This window comes from Streptomyces sp. PA03-3a (assembly GCF_033792735.1).
In the GTDB taxonomy this organism is placed as follows: Bacteria; Actinomycetota; Actinomycetes; order Streptomycetales; family Streptomycetaceae; genus Actinacidiphila.
In genome coordinates this window covers 1-23,460 of sequence record NZ_JARAVM010000062.1, presented here as the reverse complement: position 1 = coordinate 23,460, position 23,460 = coordinate 1, and the positions used below count along the sequence as shown (strand labels likewise).

At 74.6% G+C, this 23,460-nt stretch carries 16 protein-coding genes and 2 pseudogenes; 7 read left to right on the top strand and 11 right to left on the bottom strand.

Going from position 1 to position 23,460, the window contains the following annotated elements:
• Positions 1-13: 13 nt before the first annotated feature.
• Positions 14-2,029 (bottom strand): acetoacetate--CoA ligase, encoded by a 2,016-nt coding sequence (locus PV342_RS38935; RefSeq protein WP_400800099.1) that lies wholly within the window; start codon positions 2,027-2,029, stop codon positions 14-16.
• Between the two features lie 221 nt (positions 2,030-2,250).
• Between PV342_RS38935 and PV342_RS38930 the strand changes: the two genes are divergently transcribed.
• Entirely contained in the window at positions 2,251-4,605 is a 2,355-nt protein-coding gene (locus PV342_RS38930) for a glycoside hydrolase family 31 protein (protein WP_400800102.1), read from the top strand.
• 19 nt (positions 4,606-4,624) lie between these two features.
• Here PV342_RS38930 and PV342_RS38925 read toward each other — a convergent pair whose 3' ends face one another.
• Positions 4,625-5,134, bottom strand: a complete 510-nt coding sequence (locus PV342_RS38925) for an NUDIX domain-containing protein (protein ID WP_386990690.1) — start codon at positions 5,132-5,134, stop codon at positions 4,625-4,627.
• Between the two features lie 89 nt (positions 5,135-5,223).
• Between PV342_RS38925 and PV342_RS38920 the strand changes: the two genes are divergently transcribed.
• Complete coding sequence (locus tag PV342_RS38920) at positions 5,224-6,672, top strand: VWA domain-containing protein (RefSeq protein WP_500320884.1); 1,449 nt, start codon at positions 5,224-5,226, stop codon at positions 6,670-6,672.
• Here PV342_RS38920 and PV342_RS38915 read toward each other — a convergent pair.
• The 4 genes from PV342_RS38915 to PV342_RS38900 are packed head-to-tail and all read right to left on the bottom strand — an operon-like array spanning position 6,603 to position 10,942.
• Entirely contained in the window at positions 6,603-7,910 is a 1,308-nt protein-coding gene (locus PV342_RS38915; RefSeq protein WP_386990686.1) for an adenylosuccinate synthetase, read from the bottom strand. The genes PV342_RS38920 and PV342_RS38915 overlap by 70 nt on opposite strands.
• A gap of 19 nt (positions 7,911-7,929) precedes the next feature.
• Positions 7,930-8,928, bottom strand: coding sequence for a hypothetical protein (locus tag PV342_RS38910; protein WP_500320882.1), 999 nt, complete (start codon positions 8,926-8,928; stop codon positions 7,930-7,932).
• A gap of 53 nt (positions 8,929-8,981) precedes the next feature.
• The gene (locus PV342_RS38905; protein ID WP_400800117.1) at positions 8,982-10,022 is read right to left on the bottom strand and encodes a molecular chaperone DnaJ; all 1,041 of its coding nucleotides are present in this window, start codon (positions 10,020-10,022) and stop codon (positions 8,982-8,984) included.
• Positions 10,019-10,942 (bottom strand): NUDIX hydrolase, encoded by a 924-nt coding sequence (locus PV342_RS38900; RefSeq protein ID WP_400800120.1) that lies wholly within the window; start codon positions 10,940-10,942, stop codon positions 10,019-10,021. The genes PV342_RS38905 and PV342_RS38900 overlap by 4 nt, the downstream gene beginning before the upstream one ends.
• A 160-nt stretch (positions 10,943-11,102) precedes the next feature.
• On the opposite strand from PV342_RS38900, the pseudogene PV342_RS38895 reads away from it, so the two are divergent.
• The 4 genes and pseudogenes from PV342_RS38895 (at position 11,103) to glpK (ending at position 15,198) form a co-directional block, all read left to right on the top strand.
• Positions 11,103-11,551: pseudogene (locus tag PV342_RS38895) on the top strand (Zn-ribbon domain-containing OB-fold protein).
• Positions 11,552-12,158: 607 nt separating this feature from the next.
• Positions 12,159-12,750, top strand: a pseudogene (locus PV342_RS38890) (thiolase C-terminal domain-containing protein).
• 152 nt (positions 12,751-12,902) lie between these two features.
• Positions 12,903-13,634 (top strand): MIP/aquaporin family protein, encoded by a 732-nt coding sequence (locus PV342_RS38885; protein WP_400800128.1) that lies wholly within the window; start codon positions 12,903-12,905, stop codon positions 13,632-13,634.
• Between the two features lie 7 nt (positions 13,635-13,641).
• Positions 13,642-15,198: a glycerol kinase GlpK gene (gene glpK, locus PV342_RS38880; RefSeq protein ID WP_500320880.1), complete on the top strand. Its 1,557-nt coding sequence runs from the start codon at positions 13,642-13,644 to the stop codon at positions 15,196-15,198.
• A 45-nt stretch (positions 15,199-15,243) separates the two neighbouring features.
• Here glpK and PV342_RS38875 read toward each other — a convergent pair whose 3' ends face one another.
• The 4 genes from PV342_RS38875 to PV342_RS38860 form a co-directional block, all read right to left on the bottom strand.
• The gene (locus tag PV342_RS38875; RefSeq protein ID WP_361001092.1) at positions 15,244-15,849 is read right to left on the bottom strand and encodes a GTP-binding protein; all 606 of its coding nucleotides are present in this window, start codon (positions 15,847-15,849) and stop codon (positions 15,244-15,246) included.
• A gap of 243 nt (positions 15,850-16,092) precedes the next feature.
• Positions 16,093-16,485 carry a DUF742 domain-containing protein gene (locus tag PV342_RS38870; RefSeq protein ID WP_018561122.1) on the bottom strand — a complete coding sequence of 131 codons (393 nt, stop codon included), beginning with the start codon at positions 16,483-16,485 and terminating at the stop codon, positions 16,093-16,095.
• 10 nt (positions 16,486-16,495) lie between these two features.
• Positions 16,496-16,918: a roadblock/LC7 domain-containing protein gene (locus tag PV342_RS38865; RefSeq protein WP_018561123.1), complete on the bottom strand. Its 423-nt coding sequence runs from the start codon at positions 16,916-16,918 to the stop codon at positions 16,496-16,498.
• Positions 16,915-19,536 carry a nitrate- and nitrite sensing domain-containing protein gene (locus PV342_RS38860; RefSeq protein ID WP_500320877.1) on the bottom strand — a complete coding sequence of 874 codons (2,622 nt, stop codon included), beginning with the start codon at positions 19,534-19,536 and terminating at the stop codon, positions 16,915-16,917. Before PV342_RS38860 ends, PV342_RS38865 begins: the two co-directional genes overlap by 4 nt.
• Before the next feature lie 324 nt (positions 19,537-19,860).
• On the opposite strand from PV342_RS38860, the gene PV342_RS38855 reads away from it, so the two are divergent.
• On the top strand, positions 19,861-20,301 hold the full coding sequence (locus tag PV342_RS38855; protein ID WP_361001100.1) for a hypothetical protein: 441 nt from the start codon (positions 19,861-19,863) through the stop codon (positions 20,299-20,301).
• Between the two features lie 162 nt (positions 20,302-20,463).
• Here the strand turns inward: PV342_RS38855 and PV342_RS38850 are convergent.
• A partial coding sequence (locus PV342_RS38850; protein ID WP_500320875.1) for a coiled-coil domain-containing protein occupies positions 20,464-23,460 on the bottom strand: 2,997 nt, incomplete at its 5' end.

Sequence of the window (23,460 nt, the reverse complement as noted above, 5' to 3'; positions counted from 1 at the left end):
CCCGTACGGGCGCTCAGCCGCGGGTGCGGGCCAGTTCCTGGTAGAACCGGAGCAGCTCCACGTTGTCGACGGAGCCCGGATTGACGGCCTTGTCCATCGGCGTGCCCTGCAGCAGCTTCTTCACCGGGACCTCGATGCGCTTGCCGGTGAGGGTGTGCGGGATGCCGGGCACCGGGATGATCTCGTCCGGGACGTGGCGGGGCGAGAGCTGCTCGCGGATGGTGCGCCTGACCTTGTCGCGGAGGGCGTCGTCGAGCACCGCGCCCTCGGCGAGCTGCACGAACAGGGGCATCCAGTAACCGCCGTCGGGCTCCTCGATGCCGATGACGAGCGACTCGCGGATCTCCGGGAGCCGTTCGACGGCCTCGTAGATGTCGGCCGAGCCCATGCGGACGCCCTGGCGGTTGAGGGTGGAGTCGGAACGGCCGTGGATGACCACGGTGCCGCGCGAGGTCAGGGTGATCCAGTCGCCGTGCCGCCAGACGCCGGGGAACATCTCGAAGTAGCTGTCGTGGTAGCGGCTGCCGTCGGGGTCGTTCCAGAAGTGGACGGGCATCGACGGCATGGGGTTGGTGACGACCAGCTCGCCGACCTCGTCGGTGACGGGCTTGCCGTACGGGTCCCAGGCCTGCAGGTCGGTGCCGAGGCAGGGGGCCTGGAGCTCTCCGATGTACACCGGGAGGGTCGGGACGCCGCCCGCGAAGCAGCTGCACACGTCGGTGCCGCCGCTGACGGAGGCGATCCACAGGTCCTCCTTGACCTCGTCGTGGATCCAGCGGAAGCCGTCCGGCGGGAGCGGGGAGCCGGTGGTGGCCACGCATGTGACGGCCGACAGGTCGTGGTCGCGGCCGGGGCGGACGCCGGCCTTGCGGCAGGCGATGACGTACGCGGCGGAGGTGCCGAACACCGTGGTGCCGGTGCGCTCGGCCACGCCCCATTGGGCGCCGGTGTCGGGGAAGCCGGGGCTGCCGTCGTACAGGACGATCGTGGAGCCCGCGAGCAGCCCGCCGACGAGGAAGTTCCACATCATCCAGCCGGTGGAGGTGTACCAGAAGAACCGGTCACCCGGCCCGAGGTCGAGGTGGAGGCCGGTCTGCTTGAGGTGCTCCAGCAGGATGCCGCCCTGGGACTGGACGATGGCCTTGGGCAGGCCGGTGGTGCCGGAGGAGTAGAGCACCCACAGCGGGTGGTCGAAGGGGACCTGCTCGTAGACCGGCTCGGGATCGCCGGAGACCAGGGAGTCCCAGTCCAGGGCGCCCTCGGGGACGGGCGTGCCCAGTAGCGGGATGTGCACGACGGCGCGCAGCGAGGGCAGTTCGGCGCGCAGTTCGGCGACGACGCCGGTGCGGTCGTGCTCCTTGCCGCCGTAGCGGTAGCCGTCGACGGTGAACAGGACGACGGGCTCGACCTGCTGGAAGCGGTCCAGCACGCTGCGGGCGCCGAAGTCCGGGGCGCAGGACGTCCACACGCCGCCGACGGCGGCGGTGGCCAGCAGGGCGACGACGGCCTGGGGGACGTTGGGCAGGTAGCCGCTGACGCGGTCGCCGGGACGGACCCCGAGGGCGCGCAGCTCGTGGGCGAGGGAGGCGACCTGGCGGCGCAGTCCGGCCCAGCTGGTGGCGCCGATCTCGTGCCGCTCGTCGAGGTGGAGCAGGGCGGGCTCACCGGCCCGCGCCGCGTCGCCGGCGGGACGCAGGGCGTGCTCGGCGTAGTTGAGGGTGGCTCCGGGGAACCACGTCGCGCCGGGCATGGAGGCGTCGGCGAGGACGGTCTCGTACGGCGAGGAGAAGCGCACGTCGAACCACTCGACGACGGAGCGCCAGAAGGTCTCGGCCTCGCGCACCGACCAGGCGTGCAGCGCCTGGTAGCCGGCGACGGGGTCGGCGGCGTCGGGGGCGGGCGCGCCGTGGTGCTCGGCCGCCCAGGCCTGGAAGCGCGTCACCTGGGCACCGGAGACACGGTCCGGGCCCGGCTGCCACAGGGGCCGCTCGGTCGCCGGGTCGGCGGTGGACTCAGGTGTGGTGCTCATGGGGCGGCTCCCGGACGGTACGCGACGCTGCGTGATGTGCTGCTGGACACCCGGCCGGGCGGAATGTCCCCGGTCACGGATGGGCAGGACGATGCCACGTGATCGTCTCCGGCGCCAGGGCACACCCCACACATTCGGGGGTGGAAGCATGTGCCCGGCCGCCGGATGAAAGGCGGCCGGCCGGCGGCGGGGCGGGCGGGAACGGTGAAAGGGTGGGCCTTATGGATGCTCGGGACCTGGTGCGACAGGTACGGCAGGTCGGATCGGCGAACGGGCTGAGGGCGGTGCGCGCGGCATGGCGCCGGCAGCGTACGGACGCGCGGGACCTCCCACGACGGGGGCCGGAGCGGGCGCGGGTGCCGGGACCCGCCGACGGCGCGGACCCGCTGCCGGGCGGCGGCCTGGTCCGCTTCGCCCGCTCGACCCTGCGGGTGCGGGTCGCGGTCGGCGGCGCGGTGTTCTGCGGCTGGGACGGTGCCGAGCCGGAGCCCTCGTACGCGCTGGACGGCGGCTGCCCCGACGCCGACACACGGGCCGTCATCGAGCCCGACAAGGACGGCTGGCGGGTGGTGTCGGAGCGGATCACGGTGCTGGTCTCCCGGCACGGGGCGGTGGAGTTCCGCACACCGGGCGGCCTGCTGCTGCGGCGTGACCTGCCACCGCGCTGGTGGGACCCGGTGAACACGGCGGAGGGCGCGCAGCCGCGCTGGGTGCAGCGCTCGGAGACGCCGGCGGACGCGGCCGTGTTCGGGCTCGGCGGGCGGGCCTCGGGACCGCGGCTGGGCGAGGGCACGTACCGGCTGTGGAACACCGACCCCGGCGGCGCCTTCGAGCCGCACACCGATCCGCTGTACATCACCATGCCGCTGCAACTGGTCGTCGCCGACGCGGGCAGCCATCTGGTCTTCCACGACAACACCTGGGACGGCCGGGTGACCCTGCGCGACGGGGAGGAGGGCGCGGGTTCCGGCCACGACCGCCCCGGCGGCTGCGAGACGCGCATGGACGGCGGCCCGCTGCGCTACTGGGTGATCCCCGGCACGCCCGCGCGGATCCTCGCCTCCTGGACCGCGCTGACCGGCCGGCCGGCGCTGCCGCCGCGCTGGGCCCTTGGGTACCAGCACTCGCGCTGGGGCTTCGGCACGTCGGCGGAAGTGCGGCGGGTCGCGGCGGGCTACCGCGAACGGGAGCTGCCGCTCTCCGCGCTGCACCTGGACATCGACCACTACGACGGCCACCGGGTCTTCACCGTCGACCGCGAGCGCTTCCCCGACCTGCCCGCGCTCGCCGAGGAGCTGCGCGGGCACGGGGTGCGCCTGGTGTCCATCGTCGACCCGGCGGTCAAACTGGAGGCGGGCAACGCGGTGCACGACAGCGGGGTCGCGGCCGACGCCTTCGTACGGGACGCGCAGGGGCACCCGGTGCGCGGCGTGGTGTGGCCGGGCGACGCGCTCTTCCCCGACTTCACCGACCCGCGGGCGCGCACATGGTGGGGCGGGCTCTACGCGGAACGGCTGACCCAGGGCTTCGCCGGGGTGTGGCACGACATGAACGAGCCGGTGTCCTTCGCCGCGTTCGGCGACACCACCCTCCCCCGCTCCGCCCGGCACGCCCTGGAGGGCCGCGGCGGCGACCACCGCGAGGCCCACAACGTGTACGGGCTGACCATGGCCCGGGCCGGGCACGAGGGGCTGCGCGAACTGCGCCCCGACTCCCGGCCGTTCCTGTTCTCCCGTTCCGGCTGGGCGGGCATGCAGCGGTACGGCGGCACCTGGTCGGGCGATGTGTCGACGGGCTGGCCGGGACTGCGCTCCTCGTTGTCGCTGGTGCTGGGACTGGGCCTGTGCGGGGTGCCGTACTCGGGGCCGGACGTGGGCGGTTTCACCGGGAACCCGTCGCCGGAGCTGTATCTGCGCTGGTTCCAGATGGCCGCGCACTTCCCCTTCTTCCGTACGCACTCGGCGATCGGCGCCGGGCAACGCGAGCCGTGGGAGTTCGGGCCGGAGGTCCTGGAGGCGGCCGGGGCGGCGATGCGCGAACGGGAGCGCCTGATGCCGTACCTGTACACGCTGGCGCACACCGCGCGGCGTACGGGCGCGCCCTATGTGCGGCCGGTGTGGTGGGGCGACCCGGAGGACCGCAAGCTGCGTGCCTGCGGGGACGCCTTCCTGCTGGGGGACGCGCTGCTGGTGGCGCCGGTGCTGGAGCAAGGGGCGACGGAACGGGCGGTGCGGCTGCCGCGGGGCCTGTGGTACGACACCGCGACCGGGGAGGCGTACCAGGGGCCCGGGCAGGTGCTGTTGCCCGCGCCGCGGGAGCGCGTCCCGGTGCTGGCCAGGGCCGGTGCCGTGGTGCCGGTGGCGGAGGAGGACGGCACGGTGGCCCTGGAGGTGTGGGCGCCGGCGCCCGGGCGCGACGGGGGCGGCGCGCTGGTCACCGACGCCGGGGACGGCTGGGCCGAACCGCGGGTGGAGCGGTTCACCTCACGGATTGCGGACGGCGAGGTCGTCGTGGTGCGCGAGGAGCACGACGAGGTGGGGTACCGGGTGCGGGTGCGCGGCGCCGCCGCCCGGTAGCGGCCGCTGAGGCGGCACCTCAGTAGCGGCCGCCGAACCAGTTGCGCGCCGCCTCGGTGTGCAGCGGGAACGCCAGCTCCGCCGGGGCGAGGAGGATCTCCCGGCCGTCCGTCTCGTCGGTGGCGACGGCGGGCGGGAGGTCCTCGGCGCTGCGCTCCGGCAGGAGGCCGAAGAGCAGCAGGTGCCCCGTGTCGCCGCTGAGGGCGTCCGCCAGCCGTACGTCGCCGGCGGCGGCCTTGACGCCGGTCTCCTCGTCGAGTTCGCGGACCACGGCCTCCTGCCACGTCTCGCCGAGGTCCACGAAGCCGCCGGGCAGGGCGAGCAGTCCGCGCCGCGGCTCGATGGACCGGCGCACGAGGAGCAGTCCGGTGCCCCCGGGGGTGCGCACGGGCAGCAGGGCGACGGCGACGGGAAGCGGATTGCGGTACGTGATGCCGCCGCAGACCGCACAGGAGCGCGGCCAGCCCGCGCCGGGGGCGTACTCCGCACCGCAGTAGGCGCAGTGGCTGTCCTTCTGACGAGTGGTCACGCGCGGACTGTACCGGAGCGACGGCTCCGGGCACGGGGGTCGTGCGGAGCCCTGTCCGTCGCGGTGGGTGAGAGGGCACACTGGCGTCCGTGACACCCGAATCCCTCGGAAAAGGCGCCAATCTGCCGGTACCCGTGTCCGCCGTGCGGGCCGTGCTCGACTGGAGCGCGGGCCCCGGCGTGCCCGATGTCGACGCCTCGGCACTGCTGCTGACCGGCGACGGACGGGTGCGTTCGGACGCCGACTTCGTCTTCTACAACCAGCCCGCGCACGCCTCCGGCGCCGTGCGGCACAGCGGCAAGCAGGCGGGGCCCGGGCAGGCCTCGGACACACTCGACGTCGATCTGGCCCGCGTGGAGCCGGCGGTCGAGCGGATCGTGCTCTGCGCCTCCGCGGACGGCGGCGCCTTCGGCCAGGTGCCGGGGCTGCGGCTGCGGCTGCTGGACGCGCGCAACGGGGCCGAGATCGCGCGGTTCGACATGGGGGCGACGACGGAGACCGCGTTCCTCGGCGGTGAGCTGTACCGGCGCAACGGGGTCTGGAAGTTCCGTGCCGTCGGGCAGGGCTGGAACTCGGGACTGGCCGGGCTGGCCACGGACTTCGGGATCACCGTCGACGCGCCGCAGCCGCCCGCGGCGCCGTCCGCCCCGGCCGCGCCTCCGCCTCCGCCTCCGTCTCCGCCTGCTCAGTACCCGCGGCCCGCGCTGCCCGTGACGGTGCCCCCTCCCACTCCCCCGGCAGCCCCGGCTCCACCGCCGCCGGCCACGAGGCTGACCAAGGGCGAGGAACATCTGCCTCCCGACATGCGCAAGCGGCTGAGCCTGCGCAAGGAGCAGGTCGCCGTCAGCCTGCGCAAGCACGGCGCGGCGGGCGTGGTCGCGCGCGTGATCCTCGTGCTGGACGCCTCGGGCTCGATGAGCGCCCTGTACGCGCGCGGGGTCGTCGCCGACGTGGTCGAGCGCATGGCGGCGGTCGCGGCGCAGCTCGACGACGACGGCGAGATGCAGGCGTGGACCTTCGCCTCGCATCCCGCCCGGCTGCCGGACCTGCGGATCGGGGAACTGCCGCTGTGGCTGCGGCTGCACGTCCGGGTGGGCGAGCTGAGCCTGTTCGGCCGTCCCAAGAAGCCCCGGCACGGGCTGCAGCCGGGGCAGGTCGACATGCGGTTCGTCGGCATCCAGAACGAGGAGCAGAAGGTCATCGCCGAGGTGCGGGGCTTCGTGCGGGCGTACCCGACGGCGGTGCCGACGCTCGTGCTGTTCTTCTCCGACGGCGGCGTCTACCGCAACGCGCAGATCGAGCAGCAGCTGCGGGAGGCGGTGGAGGAGCCGGTGTTCTGGCAGTTCGTCGGTCTGGGCCGGGCCAACTACGGGGTGCTGGAGCGCTTCGACACCCTGCCCGGCCGGCGGGTGGACAACGTCGGGTTCTTCGCCGTGGACGACATCGCGACCGTGCCGGACGCGGAGCTCTACGACCGGATCCTCTCGGAGTTCCCCTCCTGGATCACGGCCGCGCGGCAGGCGGGCATCCTGCGCTGAACGCCGCGCTTGTCGGAGGCCGTCGGACCGTGGGACTCCAGGACGACCGGCGCGCCGAGCACCTCTCCGACCGCCTCCGACCACGCGGCAGGATCGGGGCCGGGCACGTCCCAGCGGGCCGGCCGGGCCTTCAGCAGCCGCTCGGTGAGGGCGGCCCGGCCGCCGAGGTCCCCGGGCGGGACGGTGGGCGCCAGCGCCCCCGCGGTGTCGTACGCGCGGACCAGCCGCAGCCGCGGACAGCGGCGGGGCGCGTCGAGGTGGGTGAGGGCGAGGGCGTCCACACCGCCGCAGGCCTCGACGGCGTAGCGGTGGGCGACGCCGTCGAAGTGGCCGGTGCGGAAGGCGCCCTGCCAGGGGCCGTGGCCGTTGTGCGGTTCGGGCAGCAGCGGGGCGAGTTCGGGGTCCTCGGTGACGTGCGGTCCGGGTCCGTGCCGGGTGGTGTACGTCCGTACGACGCCGAGCCGGCGGGCCTCGCGGCCGGCTTCGGCGAGCAGGGTCTCGGCATTGGCGAAGGTGGTGGTGGACCACGTGGTGTACGGGTGGAAGCCGTGCCACTCGTCCAGGAGCACGCCCTGGGCGCCCTCGAGTACGACCGGGCCCTCGCGCAGGACGCGGGCGAGGTGGCCGTCGCCGGTGAGGGTGACGGCGCGGGCGAAGGCCGTGAAGGCGTCGGCACAGTCCTCGGGCGGCGGCGCGGGCAGCCGCCGCCCGAACTCGTCGGCCAGGCGGTCGCGCAGCAGGCGGAGCTTGCGCAGCAACCGGGGGCGTGAGGCGCAGTCCCCGGCCGTGGGGGCGTCCTCGGGGTGGGCGAGAGCGTAGGCGGCGGTCTCCCCGATGCCCATGCCGCACGAGCCGTGGCGGGCCGCGCCCCGCGCCTGCTCCCGCAGCCGGTTGGCGGCGGCGTGGTAGGGGGTGGTCAGGCGCGCCGCTCGGTCGACGCTGAGCAGGGCGTACGGCGCGGGGACGCCGAGGGCGGCGAGGTGGTCGGCCTCGGCGGCCAGCGCGAGGGGGTCCACCAGCATGAAGCGGGACAGATGGGTGGGGACGCCCTGCAGGGTGCCGGAGCCGAACTGGGCGAAAGTGTGGTGGCGTCCGTCGGTGGTGACGACGTTGTGCGCCGCCTGGGCTCCGCCGTTGAAGCGGACCACCGCGCGGACCGGCCCGCTCGCGCAGAGCCGGTCCACGACGGTGCCCTTGCCGGCGTCGCCGTAGCCGAGGTCGACGACGATGGTGTGCACGGGGTCCTCCGGGACGGGTCTACAGGCGGGTGGTGCCGGTCGCGGTGCCGTCGTCGTCGCCGTCGATCAGCGGCGTGTCCGTCACCGCGACGGCCGCGCGCTCGCGGTCGAGGCCGGCGAGGGCCTTGCCCACGGTGCCGGTGGCGGTGGAACCGAGGTCGGCGAGGTCGTCGAGGCCCTCGGCGAGGTCGATGGCCTCCTCGCCGAGCCCGATGGTGAGGGCGATGGTCTCGCAGACGGCGTCGAGGTCGTCGAGCTCGATGACGTTCTGTCCGAGCAGCTTGCGCCAGGTCCCGAGGACCTCGGTGTTGCCGACGTATGAGGAGCCCGCGGGGAGGATGTAGTAGACGTCGAACTTCTGCGTGAGCTCGGCGACGATGCGCGTGACGGGGATGTCCTCGGCGAGGTCGTCGCCGAGGACCTCGCGCACCTCGCGGGCCTTGACCTTGCCGTAGGGCAGCTCGTCGCCGATGAGGAAGAGGTAGCCGCGGCGGCCGCGCTTGTCGTGGCAGTCGAGCGAGGTGTGCCGGGCCATCGCGTACATGGCGAGCTCGTAGGACTCGGTCATCTGGCCGCCGCCCCCGCCCTCGAGCAGGATGTTGCCGAGGTCCTCGTCCATGCGGTTGTCGGACTCGAACTGCCCGAGCTGGAGCGGGACCCGGTCGCAGGTGGCGTCGCCGACGGCGCCGAAGAGGATCTGCGGGTGCTCGGTGTAGCCCTTGCGCAGGAGCAGGCCGAAGAGCTCGGGGAGCTTGGTCTGCAGGACCTGGGGGACGGTGCGCATGGAGCCGGTGACGTCGAACAGGACGGCGATGGCGAGCGAGGTGGGGTGCTCGTCGGAGTCGCGGCTCTCGCGGACGCCGATGTCCTTCGGGTCGAGCGAGGGGTGCGCGGTCCAGGAGCCGCGCGGTGCGGACGATGTGACGCGGTCGCTGTAGGCGAAGGCGCCGGTGCCGCTGGCGGCGCGGTAGCGCGCGGCGGCGTCGTAGACGTTGGTGGACCAGCTTCCGCTACCCATGGTGGTTCCCCCTTGGTGTCAGGCGTCAGATGTCGGGCGTCAGATGTCGGATGTCAGGCGTCGGTGCCCGGCATGGTGAACGGGCGGAAGGTGCGCGGGCCGTAGAGGCGTTCCAGGACGTCGTCGAGCTCCGCGAGCAGCCGCCAGGCGTCGTGCGGGCGGCGGGCCTGGGGTCCCCCATGCCGAAGGCCAGGGGCTGGCAGGGTGCAGCCGCGGAGGAAGGCGCTCAGCGGACGCGGCGCGCGGTCCCCCATCAGCTGCTCGACGCAGCGCGAGGCGAGGTGGATGTCGGTGGCCTCGGTGGCGGGACGGCGGCCGGTGACCTCGGGCGGGTAGAGGGCGCGGTGCCGCTCCACGAGGGCGGGAACTCTCGCGCCGCGTTCGGTGGCGTAGCACCAGTCGACCAGTACGAGACCGTGCTGTGCGGGGTGGATGAGGACGTGCTCGGGCAGCACGGCGCCGTGGACGACGCCGGCCCGATGCGCCCAGCCGAGGGCGACGAGCAGGCGGCGCCACATCCATGCGGCGTCGCGCGGGTCGAGGCCGCCGGGGTGGAGCGCGCGGACCTCGGCGAGGGTGTGGAACCCGCGCAGCCGTTGCAGCGCGTTGACGCGGCGTTCGGCGCCGTCGGGGCCGCGGTGGCGGAAGGACTCTTCGATGCGGGGTGCGTAGGCGCGGTGCCGGGCGTCGGCGACGGTGTGCAGCCGGGTGAGGGCGTCGGCCTCACGCTCCATCAGGTCGTTGTCGGCGGGCCGCCGCGGGATCTTCAGTACGGTGCCGGGCCCGGCGGCGCGCAGCACGGCGAGGTCGCCCTCGGCGAGGACGGGCCCCAGCGGGTACACGCCGCGGGCGGTGGTGAGGGCCGGGCCGCCGCCCGTGTGCCGCCGCCAGAGGGCGGTGAGCCGGACGAAGGCGGCCTCGGCCTCGTCCGCGCGGCCGGGCGGGGCGGTGTCGGGGTGGAGGAGGCGGGCGAGCCGGCGGTAGTGGCGGGCGGCCTCGCCGGTGCCGGGCGGGAAGGGCCGGCCGAGGGCGGCCAGGGCCTCGTCGAAGGTACGGACGCGGTGCGTGGACGCGGGACGGGTCGTGGCGGTCATCGGACACTGTCCTCACGGTCGGGGCGGAGCAGTGCGGGGTGGAGGAGGCGGGCGTCGCCGGCGCGGTAGAGGCGGGCGCGGGGGCCGCCCCTGGAACCGCCGCGGCCCGCGGTGGTGCCGGTGGACTCGACGAAGCCGGGCACCGACAGGACCTTGCGGTGGAAGTTCCCGGCGTGCAGGGGGCGGCCCCAGACCGCCTCGTAGACCGAGCGGAGCTCGGTGACGGTGAACTCCTCGCCGAGGAAGGCGGTGGCCAGCGGGGTGTACTCGATCTTGGCGCGGGCCCGGTCGAGGCCTTCGGCGAGGATCGTGCCGTGGTCGAAGGCGAGACCGGCACCGCGGCCGGCGTCGGAGCCGACGCCGGGACCGGCGCCCTGGCCGTCGCCGCCGGGTGCCTCGCCGGACCGGCGGCCGGAACCACCCCCGTGGATCCCGGCCGGCCGGTCCTGCTCCAGGGGACGCGCGGTGGCGGCGTCCGGGTTCCCCTGCGGCGCGACTGCCTCGACGGGCACCCATTCGGCCGCCGCGGCGTCGCTGCCGGCCCGCGCCTCGGGGAGGTCAGGGGCGAAGGCGAGGTAGGCGACGGAGACGACGTGCATGCGCGGGTCGCGGTCGGGGCGGCCGTAGGAGCCGAGCTGCTCGAGGTGGACGCGGCCGAGGCCGCGGGCCGCGTCGAGCCCGGTCTCCTCGGCCAGTTCGCGGGCCGCCGCCTCGTCCAGCGACTCGCGGCCGGCCTGGACGAACCCGCCGGGCAGCGCCCAGGCGCCCTCGTACGGCCGGCCGCCGCGACGCACCAGCAGCACGTGCAGGGCACCTTGACGGAGGGTCAGCGCGACGACGTCGACGGTCACGGCGATGGGCTCGAAGGCGCGCGGGTCGTAGGCGGCCAGGAACGCGTCCTCACCCTGCCGGTCCGTCATCGTGCACCACTCTCCGCCCAGTTGTTCTCAGATTGAGTATTTCTCGATCCGAGAAGAACTTAGCACCGGGCACCGACACCGTCCACCCCGTTCCGCGGTACGACCCATCCGTGGCTGGCTTCTGACGCATCGTCAACGACTATCGGGAGGGGGGTTGGACGTGACACGGTCGCGGAGACCCGTGGTGGCGGGCTGGTTCACGCAGGACCCGGCGGACAGCGGCGGCTTCCGGCTGCTGGGCACCCGGTGCCGCGGCTGCGGGTCGGTGTTCTTCCCGGCGCGAGGACCACGCCTGCCGCATACCCGGCCTGCGACGGCGCCGAAGGGGACCTGGAGGAGGTCCCGCTGTCGCGCCGGGGCCGGGTGTGGTCGTACACCGAGGCCCGCTACCGCCCGCCCCGTACGTCTGCCCCCTGGGAGCCGTATGTGCTGGTGGCCGAGGAGCTGGCGGCGGAACGGATGATCGTTCTCGGGCAGGCCGCGCTCGGGACGGGCGTGGCCGACCTGGCCGTCGGCATGGAGGTGGAGGTGGTTCCCGGGGTGCTGCACGAGGACGCGGAGCACACCTGGACCACCTGGAACTGGCGTCCGGTGGGGGGCGGGCGATGAGCCGCGACGTGGCCGTGCTCGGCGTCGGCATGCACCCCTGGGGCAAGTGGGGCCGGCGCTTCACGCGCCACGGGGTCGCGGCGGCGCGCGCCGCGCTCGCCGACGCCGGAACTGGACTGGACTGGCGCGACGTCGGGCTGGTCGCCGGCGCGGACACCGTGCGCGGCGGCTACCCCGGAAACGTCGCCGGGGCGGCCTTCGCCCGGGCGCTGGGCTGGCAGGGCGCCCGGGTGGCCGGCGTCTACGCCGCGTGCGCCTCCGGGGCGCAGGCCCTCGACACCGTCCGGGCGCACATCCTCGCCGGCCTGGTGGACACCGCCCTGGTCGTGGGTGCGGACGCGGCGCCCAAGGGCTTCTTCGCGCCCGTCGGGGGCGAAGAAGCCCGACGACCCGGACTGGTTGCGCTTCCGCGTGCTGGGGCCACCAACCCGGCGCACTTCGGGCTGTACGCACGACGCCGCATGGCGCTGCACGGCGACACGCCCGAGGACTTCGCCCGGGTCAAGGTGAAGAACGCGGCGGCCGGCGCCGCCAACCCGCTCGCCCGCCAGACCGGACGCCGGTCACCGCCGCCGAGGTGGCGGCCTCCCCGGTCGTCGCCGACCCGATGCGACTACTGGACGTCTGCGCCACCTCCGACGGGGGCGCCGTCGTCGTCCTGTCCGGCCTGGACTTCGCCCGGCGCCCCGCGACGCCGGACCCGGTGCGGATCCGCGCGGTCTCCACCGTCACCCCGGTCTACCCGCGCACGGTGCCCGACCTCCCGGACATCGCCACCGACTCCGCCCTCGCCGCCGCGCCCCCTGAGCCCGCCGCCGGATTCCGGTCGGCCGTCGTCCGCGCCGCGTACGAGGAGGCCGGCATCGGTCCCGAGGGCCTGGACCTGGCGGAGGTGCACGACCTGTCGACGGCGCTGGAGCTGGACTGGTACGAGGACCTGGGCCTGTGCCCGCCGGGCGGGGCGGAAGCTGCTGCGCGACGGGGCCACGGCGCTCGGGGGGCGGATTCCGGTCGCTCCCAGCGGCGGGCTCTCCTCCTTCGGGGAGGCCGTGCCCGCCCAGGCGCTCGCCCAGGTGTGCGAGCCGACCTGGCAGGTTGCGCGGCCTGTCGGGGCCCCGGCAGGTCGCGGGGCCCGCGTCGGGGTGACGGCGAACCAGGGCCTGTTCGGGCACGGCTCGTCGGTGGTCGTAATCAGGTGATCTGTCCGATACCTTGACGCTCCATCACCCCGGGACAACACTTCCGGGTGGCGCGGAGGCCGGGCGGGAGGCGGGACCTCCGTACCCGCGTCTCCGTGCGCCATTCTCTGGCGGCGCATGCCCGACACGTGCGCCCGCACGAAGGAGCCGTCATGTATTCCAACGGAGACGTCTTTGTCGGCGAGATCATCGGAACGGCGATCCTGATCCTGTTCGGCGCCGGCGTGGTGGCCGGGGTGCTCCTGCACCACTCGAAGGCCCGGGCATCCGGGTGGATCGTGATCTCATTCGGGTGGGGCCTCGCGGTCCTGGCCGGCGCGTACACCGCGGGCCCGCTGTCCGGCGGGCAGCTGAACCCAGCCGTCACATTCGGTGTCGCCATCAGCTCCGGCAAGTGGAGCCAGGTGCCGCTCTATCTCGCCGGGCAGATCATCGGCGCGATGCTGGGCGCCGTCCTGTGCTGGCTGGTGTACTACGGCCAGTTCGCGGCGAACCGCGCCGAGGAGACCCGCCAGCCCACGCTCGCCATCTTCTCCACCGTCCCCGAGATCCGCGTCTGGTGGCAGAACCTGATCACGGAGGCGATCGCCACCATGGGGCTCGTCCTGCCGATCCTGGCCTTCGGCCTCAGCAAGGGGCTCGGCGAGACGGGCACCGGCACCCTGATCGTGGCACTGCTCGTGACCGGCATCGGGCTCTCCCTCGGCGGCCCCACCGGCTACGCCATCAACCCGGCCCGCGACCTCGGGCCGCGCATCGTCCACTCCGTCCTGCCAATCCCTTTCAAGGGCACCTCCGACTGGACCTACGCCTGGATCCCGGTGGCCGGTCCGCTGATCGGCGGCGCCCTGTCCGGTCTCATCTACAACGTCGCGTTCAAGTGAGGCGGTCATGACCGATACGTCCGGCACGGCGACCCGATACGTGGCCGCCATCGACCAGGGAACGACCTCCAGCCGCTGCATCGTCTTCGACTCCGACGGGTCGATCGTGGCGCTCGACCAGCGCGAGCACCGCCAGATCTTCCCCAAGCCGGGCTGGGTGGAGCACGACGCCACCGAGATCTGGGCCAAGGTGCAGGCCGTGGTGGCGGGCGCGCTCGCGAAGGCCCGGCTGCGCCCGGACCAGCTCAGCGCGCTCGGCATCACCAACCAGCGCGAGACCACCGTGCTGTGGGACCGCACCACGGGCCGCCCGGTGCACAACGCGATCGTGTGGCAGGACACCCGTACCGCCGCGCTGTGCGAGCGGCTGGGCGGCCAGGACGGCCAGGACCGCTTCCGCGAGTCCACGGGGCTGCCGCTGGCCAGCTACTTCTCCGGCCCCAAGGCGGCCTGGCTGCTGGACAACGTGCCGGGGCTGCGCCGCCGCGCGGAGAACGGCGAGATCGCCTTCGGCACCATCGACTCCTGGCTGATCTGGAACCTGACGGGCGGCACGGAGGGCGGCGTCCACGTCACGGACGTCACCAACGCGAGCCGCACGATGCTGATGAACCTGGAGTCGCTGGAGTGGGACCCGGCGATCCTGGCCGCGATGAACGTCCCCGAGGCGGTCCTCCCGCAGATCCGCTCCTCCTCCGAGGTGTACGGCACGGCGGTCGGTCAACTGGGCGGTGTGCCCGTGGCCTCGGCCCTCGGCGACCAGCAGGCCGCGATCTTCGGCCAGGCCTGCTACGGGACGGGCGACGCCAAGAACACCTACGGGACGGGCAGCTTCCTGCTGCTCAACACCGGGAACCGGCCCGTGCCGTCGAAGAGCGGGCTGCTCACCACCATGGGCTACCGGCTGGGCGGGCAGGCGCCCGTCTACTGCCTGGAGGGGTCGATCGCCATCACCGGCGCCCTGGTGCAGTGGTTCCGCGACAGCCTCGGCATCATCAGCGCGGCGGACGAGATCGAGGCGCTCGCGGCGAGCGTCCCGGACAACGGGGGCGCGTACATCGTCCCCGCGTTCTCCGGGCTCTTCGCCCCGTACTGGCGCTCCGACGCCCGCGGCGTGATCACGGGGCTGACCCGGTACGTCACCAAGGCGCACCTGGCGCGGGCGGTGCTGGAGGCGACCAGCTGGCAGACCCGCGAGGTCGTCGACGCGATGTACCAGGACTCGGGTGTGCACATCACCGGGCTCAAGGTCGACGGCGGCATGACGGCCAACAACCTGCTGATGCAGCACCAGGCGGACGTACTGGGCGTGCCGGTGGTGCGGCCGCGGATCTCGGAGACCACGGCGCTGGGCGCGGCCTACGCCGCGGGGCTCGCCACCGGCGTGTGGGACGGGCTGGACACGCTCAGGGCGCACTGGCAGAAGGACGCCGAGTGGCAGCCGCGGATGGACGAGAAGACCCGCGAGAAGGAGTACCGGCGCTGGAGGAAGGCGGTCGAGCGGAGCTTCGGCTGGCAGGACGAGGACGAGGACGACGGATCCGCGCCGGCCGCCCGGGACTGACCGGCCCGCTCCCGCCCTCACCCGCCCGCGCCCTCGGCGCGCGGCTCAGGTGGCGGCGGCCGCCCGGCGGTCGCCGGCCACCTGGGCCGCGTGCTCGACCACGGTGATCAGCACCTTCTTCGCGGAGGCGCGGTCCCGCGCGTCGCACATCAGCAGCGGCACCTCGGGGTCGAGGTCGAGCGCGTCGCGCACCGTCTCGGCGGGGTGGCGCTCGGCGTCGTCGAAGACGTTGACGGCCACGGCGAAGGGGATGCCGCGGCGCTCGAAGTAGTCGACCGCGGAGAAGCAGTCCTCCAGGCGCCGGGTGTCGGCGAGGACGACCGCGCCGAGGGCGCCCTGCGCCAGCTCGTCCCACAGGAACCAGAAGCGGTCCTGGCCCGGCGTGCCGAACAGGTAGAGCACAAGGTCGTCGCGGACCGTGATGCGGCCGAAGTCCATGGCCACGGTGGTGGTCCGCTTGGCCTCGACGCCCGCCGTGTCGTCGACGGGCCGGCCGGCCTCGCTGAGCGTCTCCTCGGTGCGCAGCGGGCGGATCTCGCTGACCGCGCCGACGAGGGTGGTCTTGCCCACCCCGAAGCCGCCCGCGACCAGGATCTTCAGCGTGACGGGCTCGACGGGGGAAGTGCGGCGCTCAGAGCGTCCGAAGGCCATGGCTCACTCCTCCGGTCGTGCCGTTTACACAGGTCAGAGACATCCTGGGTCCTAGGGACTGCGTCGGGCGATCAGCTGTGGCAGTGGAACATTACTACGGTCCTACCGGACAACTGCCAGCAGTCCCGGGTCCGTTGACCGCCCGAGGCCCGCCCGCCGGGCCCGGGACCTTCCTGACGGCCCCGCAGGCCCCGCCCGCGGGCGCCGCGGGCAACGGTGTGCCCGCGGCGCCCCGGGACGCGTTCAGAGCGCGCGCAGGCCGTCGATGACGTCGCGGAGCAGCCCGGCGTCCGGGAGCTCCGCCGGCGGGACGGGACGGCTGATGTGGACCAGGCCCGCCTCCAGGACGTCGCCGATGAGCACCCGGACGACGCCCACGGGCAGGTCGAGGTCGGCCGCCAGCTCGGCGACCGACATCGGCTCCGCACGGCAGAGCTCGACGATGTCGAGGTGTTCGGGCGACAGGGTGCGGTCGACGTCGGCGTCGTCGTCCTCGTCTCGGGACTCGGCGATCACCAGGGCGATCAGGTCGAGCCGGCCTTCCGCGGCGTGGCTGGTACGGCCGCGCGTCATGGCGTAGGGCCGCACCACGGGCCCGGCGTCGTCGTCGTACCAGCGGTCCGCTTGGGGAGTCATGACGTCCTCGTCACACCGCCTGCGCCGCGTCGTCGTCGGTGCGCGGCGCGGTCGCGAGGTGGACGCCGACCCGCTTCACCAGCAGCGCCATCTCGTAGGCGACCTGCCCGACGTCGGAGTCGGCGTCGGCGAGCACGGCCAGGCAGCTGCCGTCGCCCGCGGCGGTGATGAACAGGAAGGCCTCGTCCAGCTCCACGAGGGTCTGCCGGACCTTGCCGGCCTCGAAATGCCGCCCGACGCCCTTGGCGAGGCTGTGGAAGCCGGAGGCGACGGCGGCGAGGTGCTCGGCGTCCTCACGGGTGAGACCCTCGGACGCGCCGGTGGCCAGGCCGTCGCTGGAGAGCACCAGCGCCTTGCGGATGCTGGCCACGCGGCCGACCAGTTCGTCGAGAAGCCAGCTGAGCTCGCGGGTCGGGCTCGATGGTGCCGTCATGGACCGTTCCCCTCGGTGGTGGTTCTGGTTGTGCTGTCGCCGCCCCGATCCGCCGGGGAGGTTCCCGGGCGGTCTGCGGGGCGGACGTCGTCGGTGCCGAGGTCGTCGGCGGTGTCGGCGCGGCCGCGCAGCCATCCTCGTTGCAGGGACGCCATGCGGTCGCGCACCTCCTCGGGCGAGCGCTCCTGGCCGGCGTCGCCGTCCGCGCCGGCGGCGGCGATACGCGTCCGGGTCGTGGAGTCGCCGCGCAACTGCGGGGCGAGGCTGGCCTGCCGGACCCGGCGCGGCAGTCCGGCGCCGGCGGGCTCCTCCTGCGGCGCGGCCACGGCGGGTTCCTCCTCGGGCGCGGGGTCGGCGGGCTCCTGCCGGGGCGCGGCGTCGGCGGGCTGGGGCGCCCCGCCCACCGGGTGGCCGTTCTCGGCGACCAGGACCGGCGTGCGGCGGCGGCGCGGCAGGACCGTGAGCCCCTCGCCCGGTGCCAGGGAGGGCGGCGTGCGCGTGGCCCCGTCACCCGCGGCGGCGGGTGACGGCGTCCCTTGGGCCTCGATGACGTGCGGCCGGTGCTCGCGCGGCTCGTCGTCCGGCTCCGGGGCCAGGCCCCACTGGCGGAAACTGTGCTCGGTGGCGGCCGACATGGGCCTGACGCGCGGCTCGTCCATCCCGGCGGGCGCCGTCTCGTCCTGCGCCGGGGCCTCGTCGAGCGGCGCCTCGGGCGGTTCCTCGCCGGGCTCGGTCAGCAGCGACGCCGGGACGAGCACCACGGCCGTGGTGCCGCCGTACGGGGACTGGCGCAGCGAGACGCGGACGCCCTGGCGCTGGGCGAGCCGGCTGACCACGAAGAGGCCGAGCCGGTCGGTGTCGGAGAGCTCGAACTCGGGGGTCTCGGCGAGGCGGAGGTTCGCCTCCAGCATGGCGTCGGGGGTGAGGCCGAGTCCGCGGTCGTCGATCTCCAGGACGAAGCCGTTGGCGACGGACTCGCCGTGCACCTGGACGCTGGTGTGCGGCGGCGAGAACACGGTCGCGTTCTCGATGAGTTCGGCGACGAGGTGGGTGAGGTCGGCGACGGCGTGGCCGGTGACGGCGAGCCGCGGCAGCCGGCGTACGTCGACCCGCTCGTAGTCCTCGACCTCGGCGACGGCCGCCCGCACCACGTCCATCAGCTGCACCGGCTTGCGCCACTGCCGGGACGGCACGGCGCCGGAGAGGATCACCAGGCCCTCGGCGTGGCGGCGCATGCGGGTGGTCATGTGGTCGAGCCGGAAGAGGTCGGCGAGCTCCTGGGGGTCCTCGGTGCGCCGCTCCATGGCGTCGAGCAGGGTGAGCTGGCGGTGCAGCAGCACCTGGCTGCGGCGGGCGAGGTTGACGAAGACCTCGGAGACCCCGCGGCGCATCTCCGACTGGCGCACGGCGGCCTCGACGGCCGCCCGCTGCAGGGTGTTGACGGCCTTGCCGACCTGGCCGACCTCGTCGTCGGGGTAGTCCAGCCGCGGCGCCTCGGTCTCGACGTCGACCTCCTCGCCCGCGGCGAGCCTGCGCATGACGCGCGGCAGCCGGGCGCCGGAGACCTCCTGGGCCTCCGTGCGAAGCCGGGACAGGTCGCGGATGAGGCTGCGCCCGATGCGTATGGAGACGATGACGGAGGCGACGACCGCGATCAGGCCCAGGCCGCCGGCGGCCGCGGCGATGGCGACCAGCCGCATGCCGATCGGTTCGGCGCGCTTCTTGTGCAGGTCGCCGGCCTCGACGCCCATGCGGTCGAGGTCCTTGAGCGCGGTGGTGGCCGTGGTCTGCCAGGACACGCGGTCGGCGGCCTGGGGCGCGCCGGAGGCGCCCGCGGAGATGACCGTGTCCTCGGCGGCGCGCAGGGCCCGGCCGGAGGGCCCGGCCCAGTACGCCTCGTAGATGGCGCGCTCGTCGCTCGTCAGCAGGTGGAGGTTGTCGGCGTAGTAGGCGCGCTGCTCGGCGACGGCGAAGGTGAAGGAGCGCATCTCCGCCGCGCTCATGCGGCCCGCCGCGATGGCCGCCACCATGAGGGCGTCCTCCTGGCTGATCGCCTCGCGGGCCCGGGTGATCTGGATCAGGGCGCGGCCCTGCTTGTCGATGGCGACGTTGTTGAGCGGGTTCAGCGAGTCCAGGAAGCCGTAGGCCGGTACGAACAGACCGCTGTACGCGCCGAAGGCGTCGTTGCGGGCGATGCCGCCCTTGGCGACCTTGTCGCGCAGCGTCTCCAGGCCGCCGAAGCCGCGCACCACGAGGTCGAGCCGGCGCAGCGACTCGGGGGCCAGCCGTTCCCGGTTGCCGGCGGAACGGGCGTTGGCGCGCAGGCGGGCGATCACCGCGTCCGTCTCGCGCTCCCGGGCCAGCAGGGTGCCGCGGGCGTCCGACCGTCGAGGATCGGCCAAGTAGAGCATGGCGGAACGACGTTCCTGCTGGAGGGCCTGGATGCTGTCCTCGACCGGGTAACCGAGTTCGTTGACGGTCTGTTCCACGCCGAAGAGGCCCCAGACCTGACGCCCGGTGAGGGTCGCGGCGAAGGCCCAGATGGCCGTGAGGGACACCAGCGGAATGAGCAGCAGTGCCACGATCTTCCGCCGGATCGTCGTACCGCGAAAGCGCATGGCCTCCCCAACGTCAAACCCGGTCAAGGGCTGTCGTATTCCGACTGCAAACGGCGCGAGCCTACTACTGCCGGATGACCAAACCGAAAGCCCCGCCTCCGCCCTTGCCCCGGGACGACCCGTTTCGTACGGATGAACAGTCGGTACGGCTGGCCGAAATGCAGCGCACAGGGAACCGGCGGGGCCGCCGCGTCGTTTCAGGAGCGGGGAGGGGTGCTCCGGAATGCGGAGGGCATTCATCGGCGGAAACCGGGCAGCCACTCTGGAGTCGGACATCGGGGATCCGGCACCGCACCACCGGTATGCCGCAGGGGAGCTGATTTCATGGACGACCTCGTCGAGGACGCACTGGATCGCGACATTCCGCCGCGGAAGACACGGCGGCCGTTGTGGGTGGAGGAGCCCGTGGGGCGGCCACGCATGCCCGACCCGGTACGCCGGGCGGCGGTGCGGGCCGTGCTCGTCGTCTCGTTCACCTTGATCGCCGCGGTGATCGCCATGCTGGGGGCGGCCGGCGAGTCCTGGCTCGCGGCGCCGGCGATGCTCACGGCCATAGCCTTCACCGTCGTCGCCACGTGGGCGGTGCTGGACGTGTGGATCACGCGCCAGGTCTGGAACCAGCGCAACGGCGTGGTGTCCAGCCCGAGCAGCGCGGCCCGCAGGCTGCGCCGCGAGCGCAGGCGCGCACGGCGCCGGGCCCGGTCCGAGGCCCGCGCCGCCGCACGGCGCGGGCACCTGTCCGGCACCGGCGCCCGCACCGCCTGAGGACAGCGCGCGCCACCCGGGGAACCCGTGCCGCCCGCGGCGTCCGCGGCGTCCGAACCGCCCCGAAGGCCCCGGGCCTTCGGGGCGGGCCGTGCTGAAGCCCCTGGGACGGCCAGGGGCCGGTCGCGGGCGGGGAGCTGCCCTGCCCCGGGCCCGGCGGGCTCAGCCGCCCTGCGGGGCCGGCTGCTCCGCCGGGCGGCGGAACATCCGCGTCGCCGTGATCTCGCCGTGCACCGGCTCGAACTCCGGGTCCTGCACGGGGAGTCCGGGCCGCAGGTGCTCCTCCACGCTGATGTACTTCAGTCCCGCGCGCAGATCCGCGTCGTTGCGCAGCCGTACGACCAGCGGGAACTCAGCGAGCGCCGTGGTGTCGAACAGGCCCGTGGTGTAGATCAGCTGGACGCCCAGCGCGTCGGCGACCGCGCGCTGCAGCTCCAGCAGGTAGGTGGCGTTGGCGCGGCCGATCGGGTTGTCGAGGAAGAGCGTGCCCGCGTGCCGGTGGCGGTCCCTGCCGCGGTCGTTGCTGCGCAGCGCGGCCATCGTGCAGTACAGCGCGATGGCGGCGGTGAGCAGCTGGCCGCCGGAGAAGACGTCGCCCATCTGCCCGACGGGCACGCGCTCGGCGCGCAGCACGGCGTCCGGCTTGAGGATCTCGACGGCCACGCCCTTGGGTTCGAGGCCGGCCGCGACCCCGCGCAGCAGCAGCGACATGCCGTCCCGGCGCAGGTCGGAGTTCTTGCGGACGGCCGCCCGGGTCGCCTCGTCGATCACGGCGCCGAGCCGCTCGTTGAGCGCCGCGTGGTCCGGGTCCTCGAAGCGGATCCGCAGGAACTCCTGCCCCGACCACTCCCCCAGCCCCTCGGGCAGGCGGGACAGCCGTTGCGCCGACCTCAGGGTGGCCAGCGAGGACTCCACCATGCCGCGCAGCCGGTCCACGATGCTGTCGCGGTTGCGTTCCAGCTGCTCCAGTTCGTCGGTCAGGACCCGTAGCCGCGGCGCGAAGGCGGTGTGCCAGGCCTCCGCGTGCTCGGGCAGCGCGGAGCCGGGCAGTTCGCGGATCTGCTGACGGGCCGGGGTACGGACCTGCTCGTAGCGCGCCGCGTTGGCGTGCCGCACGAGGACGTCGCAGGCCTCGCGCAGCTGCGACTCGGCCGCCGACAGGTCGGCGGCGCAGCCGCGGAGGCTGCGGCGGGACTCGGCGACGGCCGTCCTGGCCGCCTCCAGGGAGCCGGAGTGCGGTTCGGGCTCCTCATCGCCCTCCTCGGGCTGCCGGTCGCCGTCGCGGAGCAGGTCCCGCAGGAGCGCGGCGAGTTCGTCGAAGCCGGTCGCGGCGTCCTCGGCGGAGCGGTGCGCACGGACCAGGTCGCCGTGGCCGTCGCGGGCGTGGGCCAGCGCCTCGGTGCGGGCGGCCAGTTCCCCGTTGGCGCCGCGCAGCAGTTCCTGCGCGTGCTCGGCGTCGCGGGGCAGCAGCTCCTCGGGGAGCTCGGTGTGCGCGTCGCCGTCCGCCGGGGCGTGCCGTTCGGCCTCGCCGCGCAGCCGGCCGAGCTGCTCGGTGGCCGCGGAGGCGCGGGAGTCCAGCGTCGCCACCAGCCGTTCCGCCCGGGCCGCCGCGGCCTGGCGCGCGGGGCCGTCGGCGCCGTCCGGGCCTTCCAGCAGCAGCGCGGCGCGGGTGCGGACCTTGTTGGTGAGGCGCTCCAGTTCGGTGAGCGCGGACTGCTCGGTGCTCTCGGCACGGGCCTGCTCGGCCCGCAGGTCGGCGCCGACGCCCACCTTCTCGTACACCTGGGAGGCGGCACGGTAGGCCTCGCGCAGGGTGGGCAGCGACCCGGCGGGCTGCCCCGCGCCGTCCTCGTCCTCGAGGGCCTCGTCGGGAGCACCGGTGATCTCCGAGCGCTCGGCACGGAGCACACGCGCGGTGCGGCGCGCGTCGTCAGCGGCACGCTGGGCGGCACGGCGGTCCTCGTCGGCGGCGCGGGCCAGGGCCAGGCAGGCGTCGGCTCGGCTCTCGGCCTCGACGGCGTCCTCGGCCAGCTCCCGGGTCCTGCGCTGCCAGTTGGCCCGCTCCCGCAGCCGGAAGGCGAGACCGGCGAGCGCGTCGGCGGCCCGCCGGGCCTGCTGCGCCGTCTCCTGGCGCGCGTCGCGCAGGGCGGTCGCCTCGGCGGCGGCCTCGTCGGCCTCCATCCGTACCGAGCGTGCCCCGGCCAGCTCCTCGCGGGCGGCGACCGCGGTCTCCCGGGCGGTCTCCACGGCCGCGGCCAGCTCCGCGAGCCGCCCGCTGGGGCAGCCGGAGCGCCACGAGGAGAGCCTGGCGGCCAGAGTGCGGTCCTCGGCCAGGCGGGCGGCGAGCCCGCGGATGTCCTCCTCGCGGGCGGTCGCGCGGGCGCGCAGCGCCTGGCGCTCGCCGTCGGCGGCCAGTTCGTCGTGCATGGCCGGGTTGGGCGGGACGAGGAAGAGCTCGGGCTCGGCACCCACCGGGGGCGGCGGGGCGAGCAGCGCCGCCGCCGTGCCGACCGTGACGGTCGACCGCGGCAGCAGCGCCGCCTGCGCCAGCGCCTCGCGGGCCCGCGCGTAGCTCTGGGGGTCGGTGACGACCACACCGTCCACCAGCTCCGGGCGCGCGGCGAGCACGGCGGCGTGGTCGGCCGGGTCGACGGCCTGCGCGAGGTAGCGCCAGCCGGGGAGCGCCGGGATGCCCTGCTCGCCCAGGTACTCCACCGTGGCGAGGACGTCGGGGCCCGGCGGGAGCAGCCCGCCGTCGCCGAGCGCCGCCAGGATGCGGGCGTCGTCGGCGGCGGCGGTGCGCAGGTCGAACAGCCGGCGCTCGGCGGAGGCCACCGCCGCGTCCAGCATGTCCTGGAGCGGCTCCGCGAAGATGTCCAGTTCGGCCGCGGTCAGCGGGCCCTGCTCGGCGGGGCGCCGTACGTCCGCCGGGGCGCCGCGCCGGGCCGCGGAGGCCTGTGCGGGGATGGCGGGGCCGCGGTCCTCGGAGGTCTCCCCCGCCGGGTCGGCCGCGGCGGTCCCGGGTGCCTCCGCGGGCGGCAGGCTGAGCAGTTCGGCCAGACGGGGTTCGGCCGCGAGGGCGTCAGCGACGCGTGACTCGGCGGCGTGGGCGGCCTCGGCCGCGGCGAGGGCGTCGGCCGCGCGGGCGGCGGACAGCTC

What these genes read in the sequence shown, in the direction of transcription:
- PV342_RS38935 (WP_400800099.1), bottom strand. Translation starts at nt 2,029, where the DNA reads ATGAGCACCACACCTGAGTCCACCGCCGACCCGGCGACCGAGCGGCCC.
- PV342_RS38930 (WP_400800102.1), top strand. Translation starts at nt 2,251, where the DNA reads ATGGATGCTCGGGACCTGGTGCGACAGGTACGGCAGGTCGGATCGGCG.
- PV342_RS38910 (WP_500320882.1), bottom strand. Translation starts at nt 8,928, where the DNA reads ATGGGTAGCGGAAGCTGGTCCACCAACGTCTACGACGCCGCCGCGCGC.
- PV342_RS38905 (WP_400800117.1), bottom strand. Translation starts at nt 10,022, where the DNA reads ATGACCGCCACGACCCGTCCCGCGTCCACGCACCGCGTCCGTACCTTC.
- PV342_RS38900 (WP_400800120.1), bottom strand. Translation starts at nt 10,942, where the DNA reads ATGACGGACCGGCAGGGTGAGGACGCGTTCCTGGCCGCCTACGACCCG.
- PV342_RS38885 (WP_400800128.1), top strand. Translation starts at nt 12,903, where the DNA reads ATGTATTCCAACGGAGACGTCTTTGTCGGCGAGATCATCGGAACGGCG.
- glpK (WP_500320880.1), top strand. Translation starts at nt 13,642, where the DNA reads ATGACCGATACGTCCGGCACGGCGACCCGATACGTGGCCGCCATCGAC.
- PV342_RS38875 (WP_361001092.1), bottom strand. Translation starts at nt 15,849, where the DNA reads ATGGCCTTCGGACGCTCTGAGCGCCGCACTTCCCCCGTCGAGCCCGTC.
- PV342_RS38870 (WP_018561122.1), bottom strand. Translation starts at nt 16,485, where the DNA reads ATGACTCCCCAAGCGGACCGCTGGTACGACGACGACGCCGGGCCCGTG.
- PV342_RS38865 (WP_018561123.1), bottom strand. Translation starts at nt 16,918, where the DNA reads ATGACGGCACCATCGAGCCCGACCCGCGAGCTCAGCTGGCTTCTCGAC.
- PV342_RS38860 (WP_500320877.1), bottom strand. Translation starts at nt 19,536, where the DNA reads ATGCGCTTTCGCGGTACGACGATCCGGCGGAAGATCGTGGCACTGCTG.
- PV342_RS38855 (WP_361001100.1), top strand. Translation starts at nt 19,861, where the DNA reads ATGGACGACCTCGTCGAGGACGCACTGGATCGCGACATTCCGCCGCGG.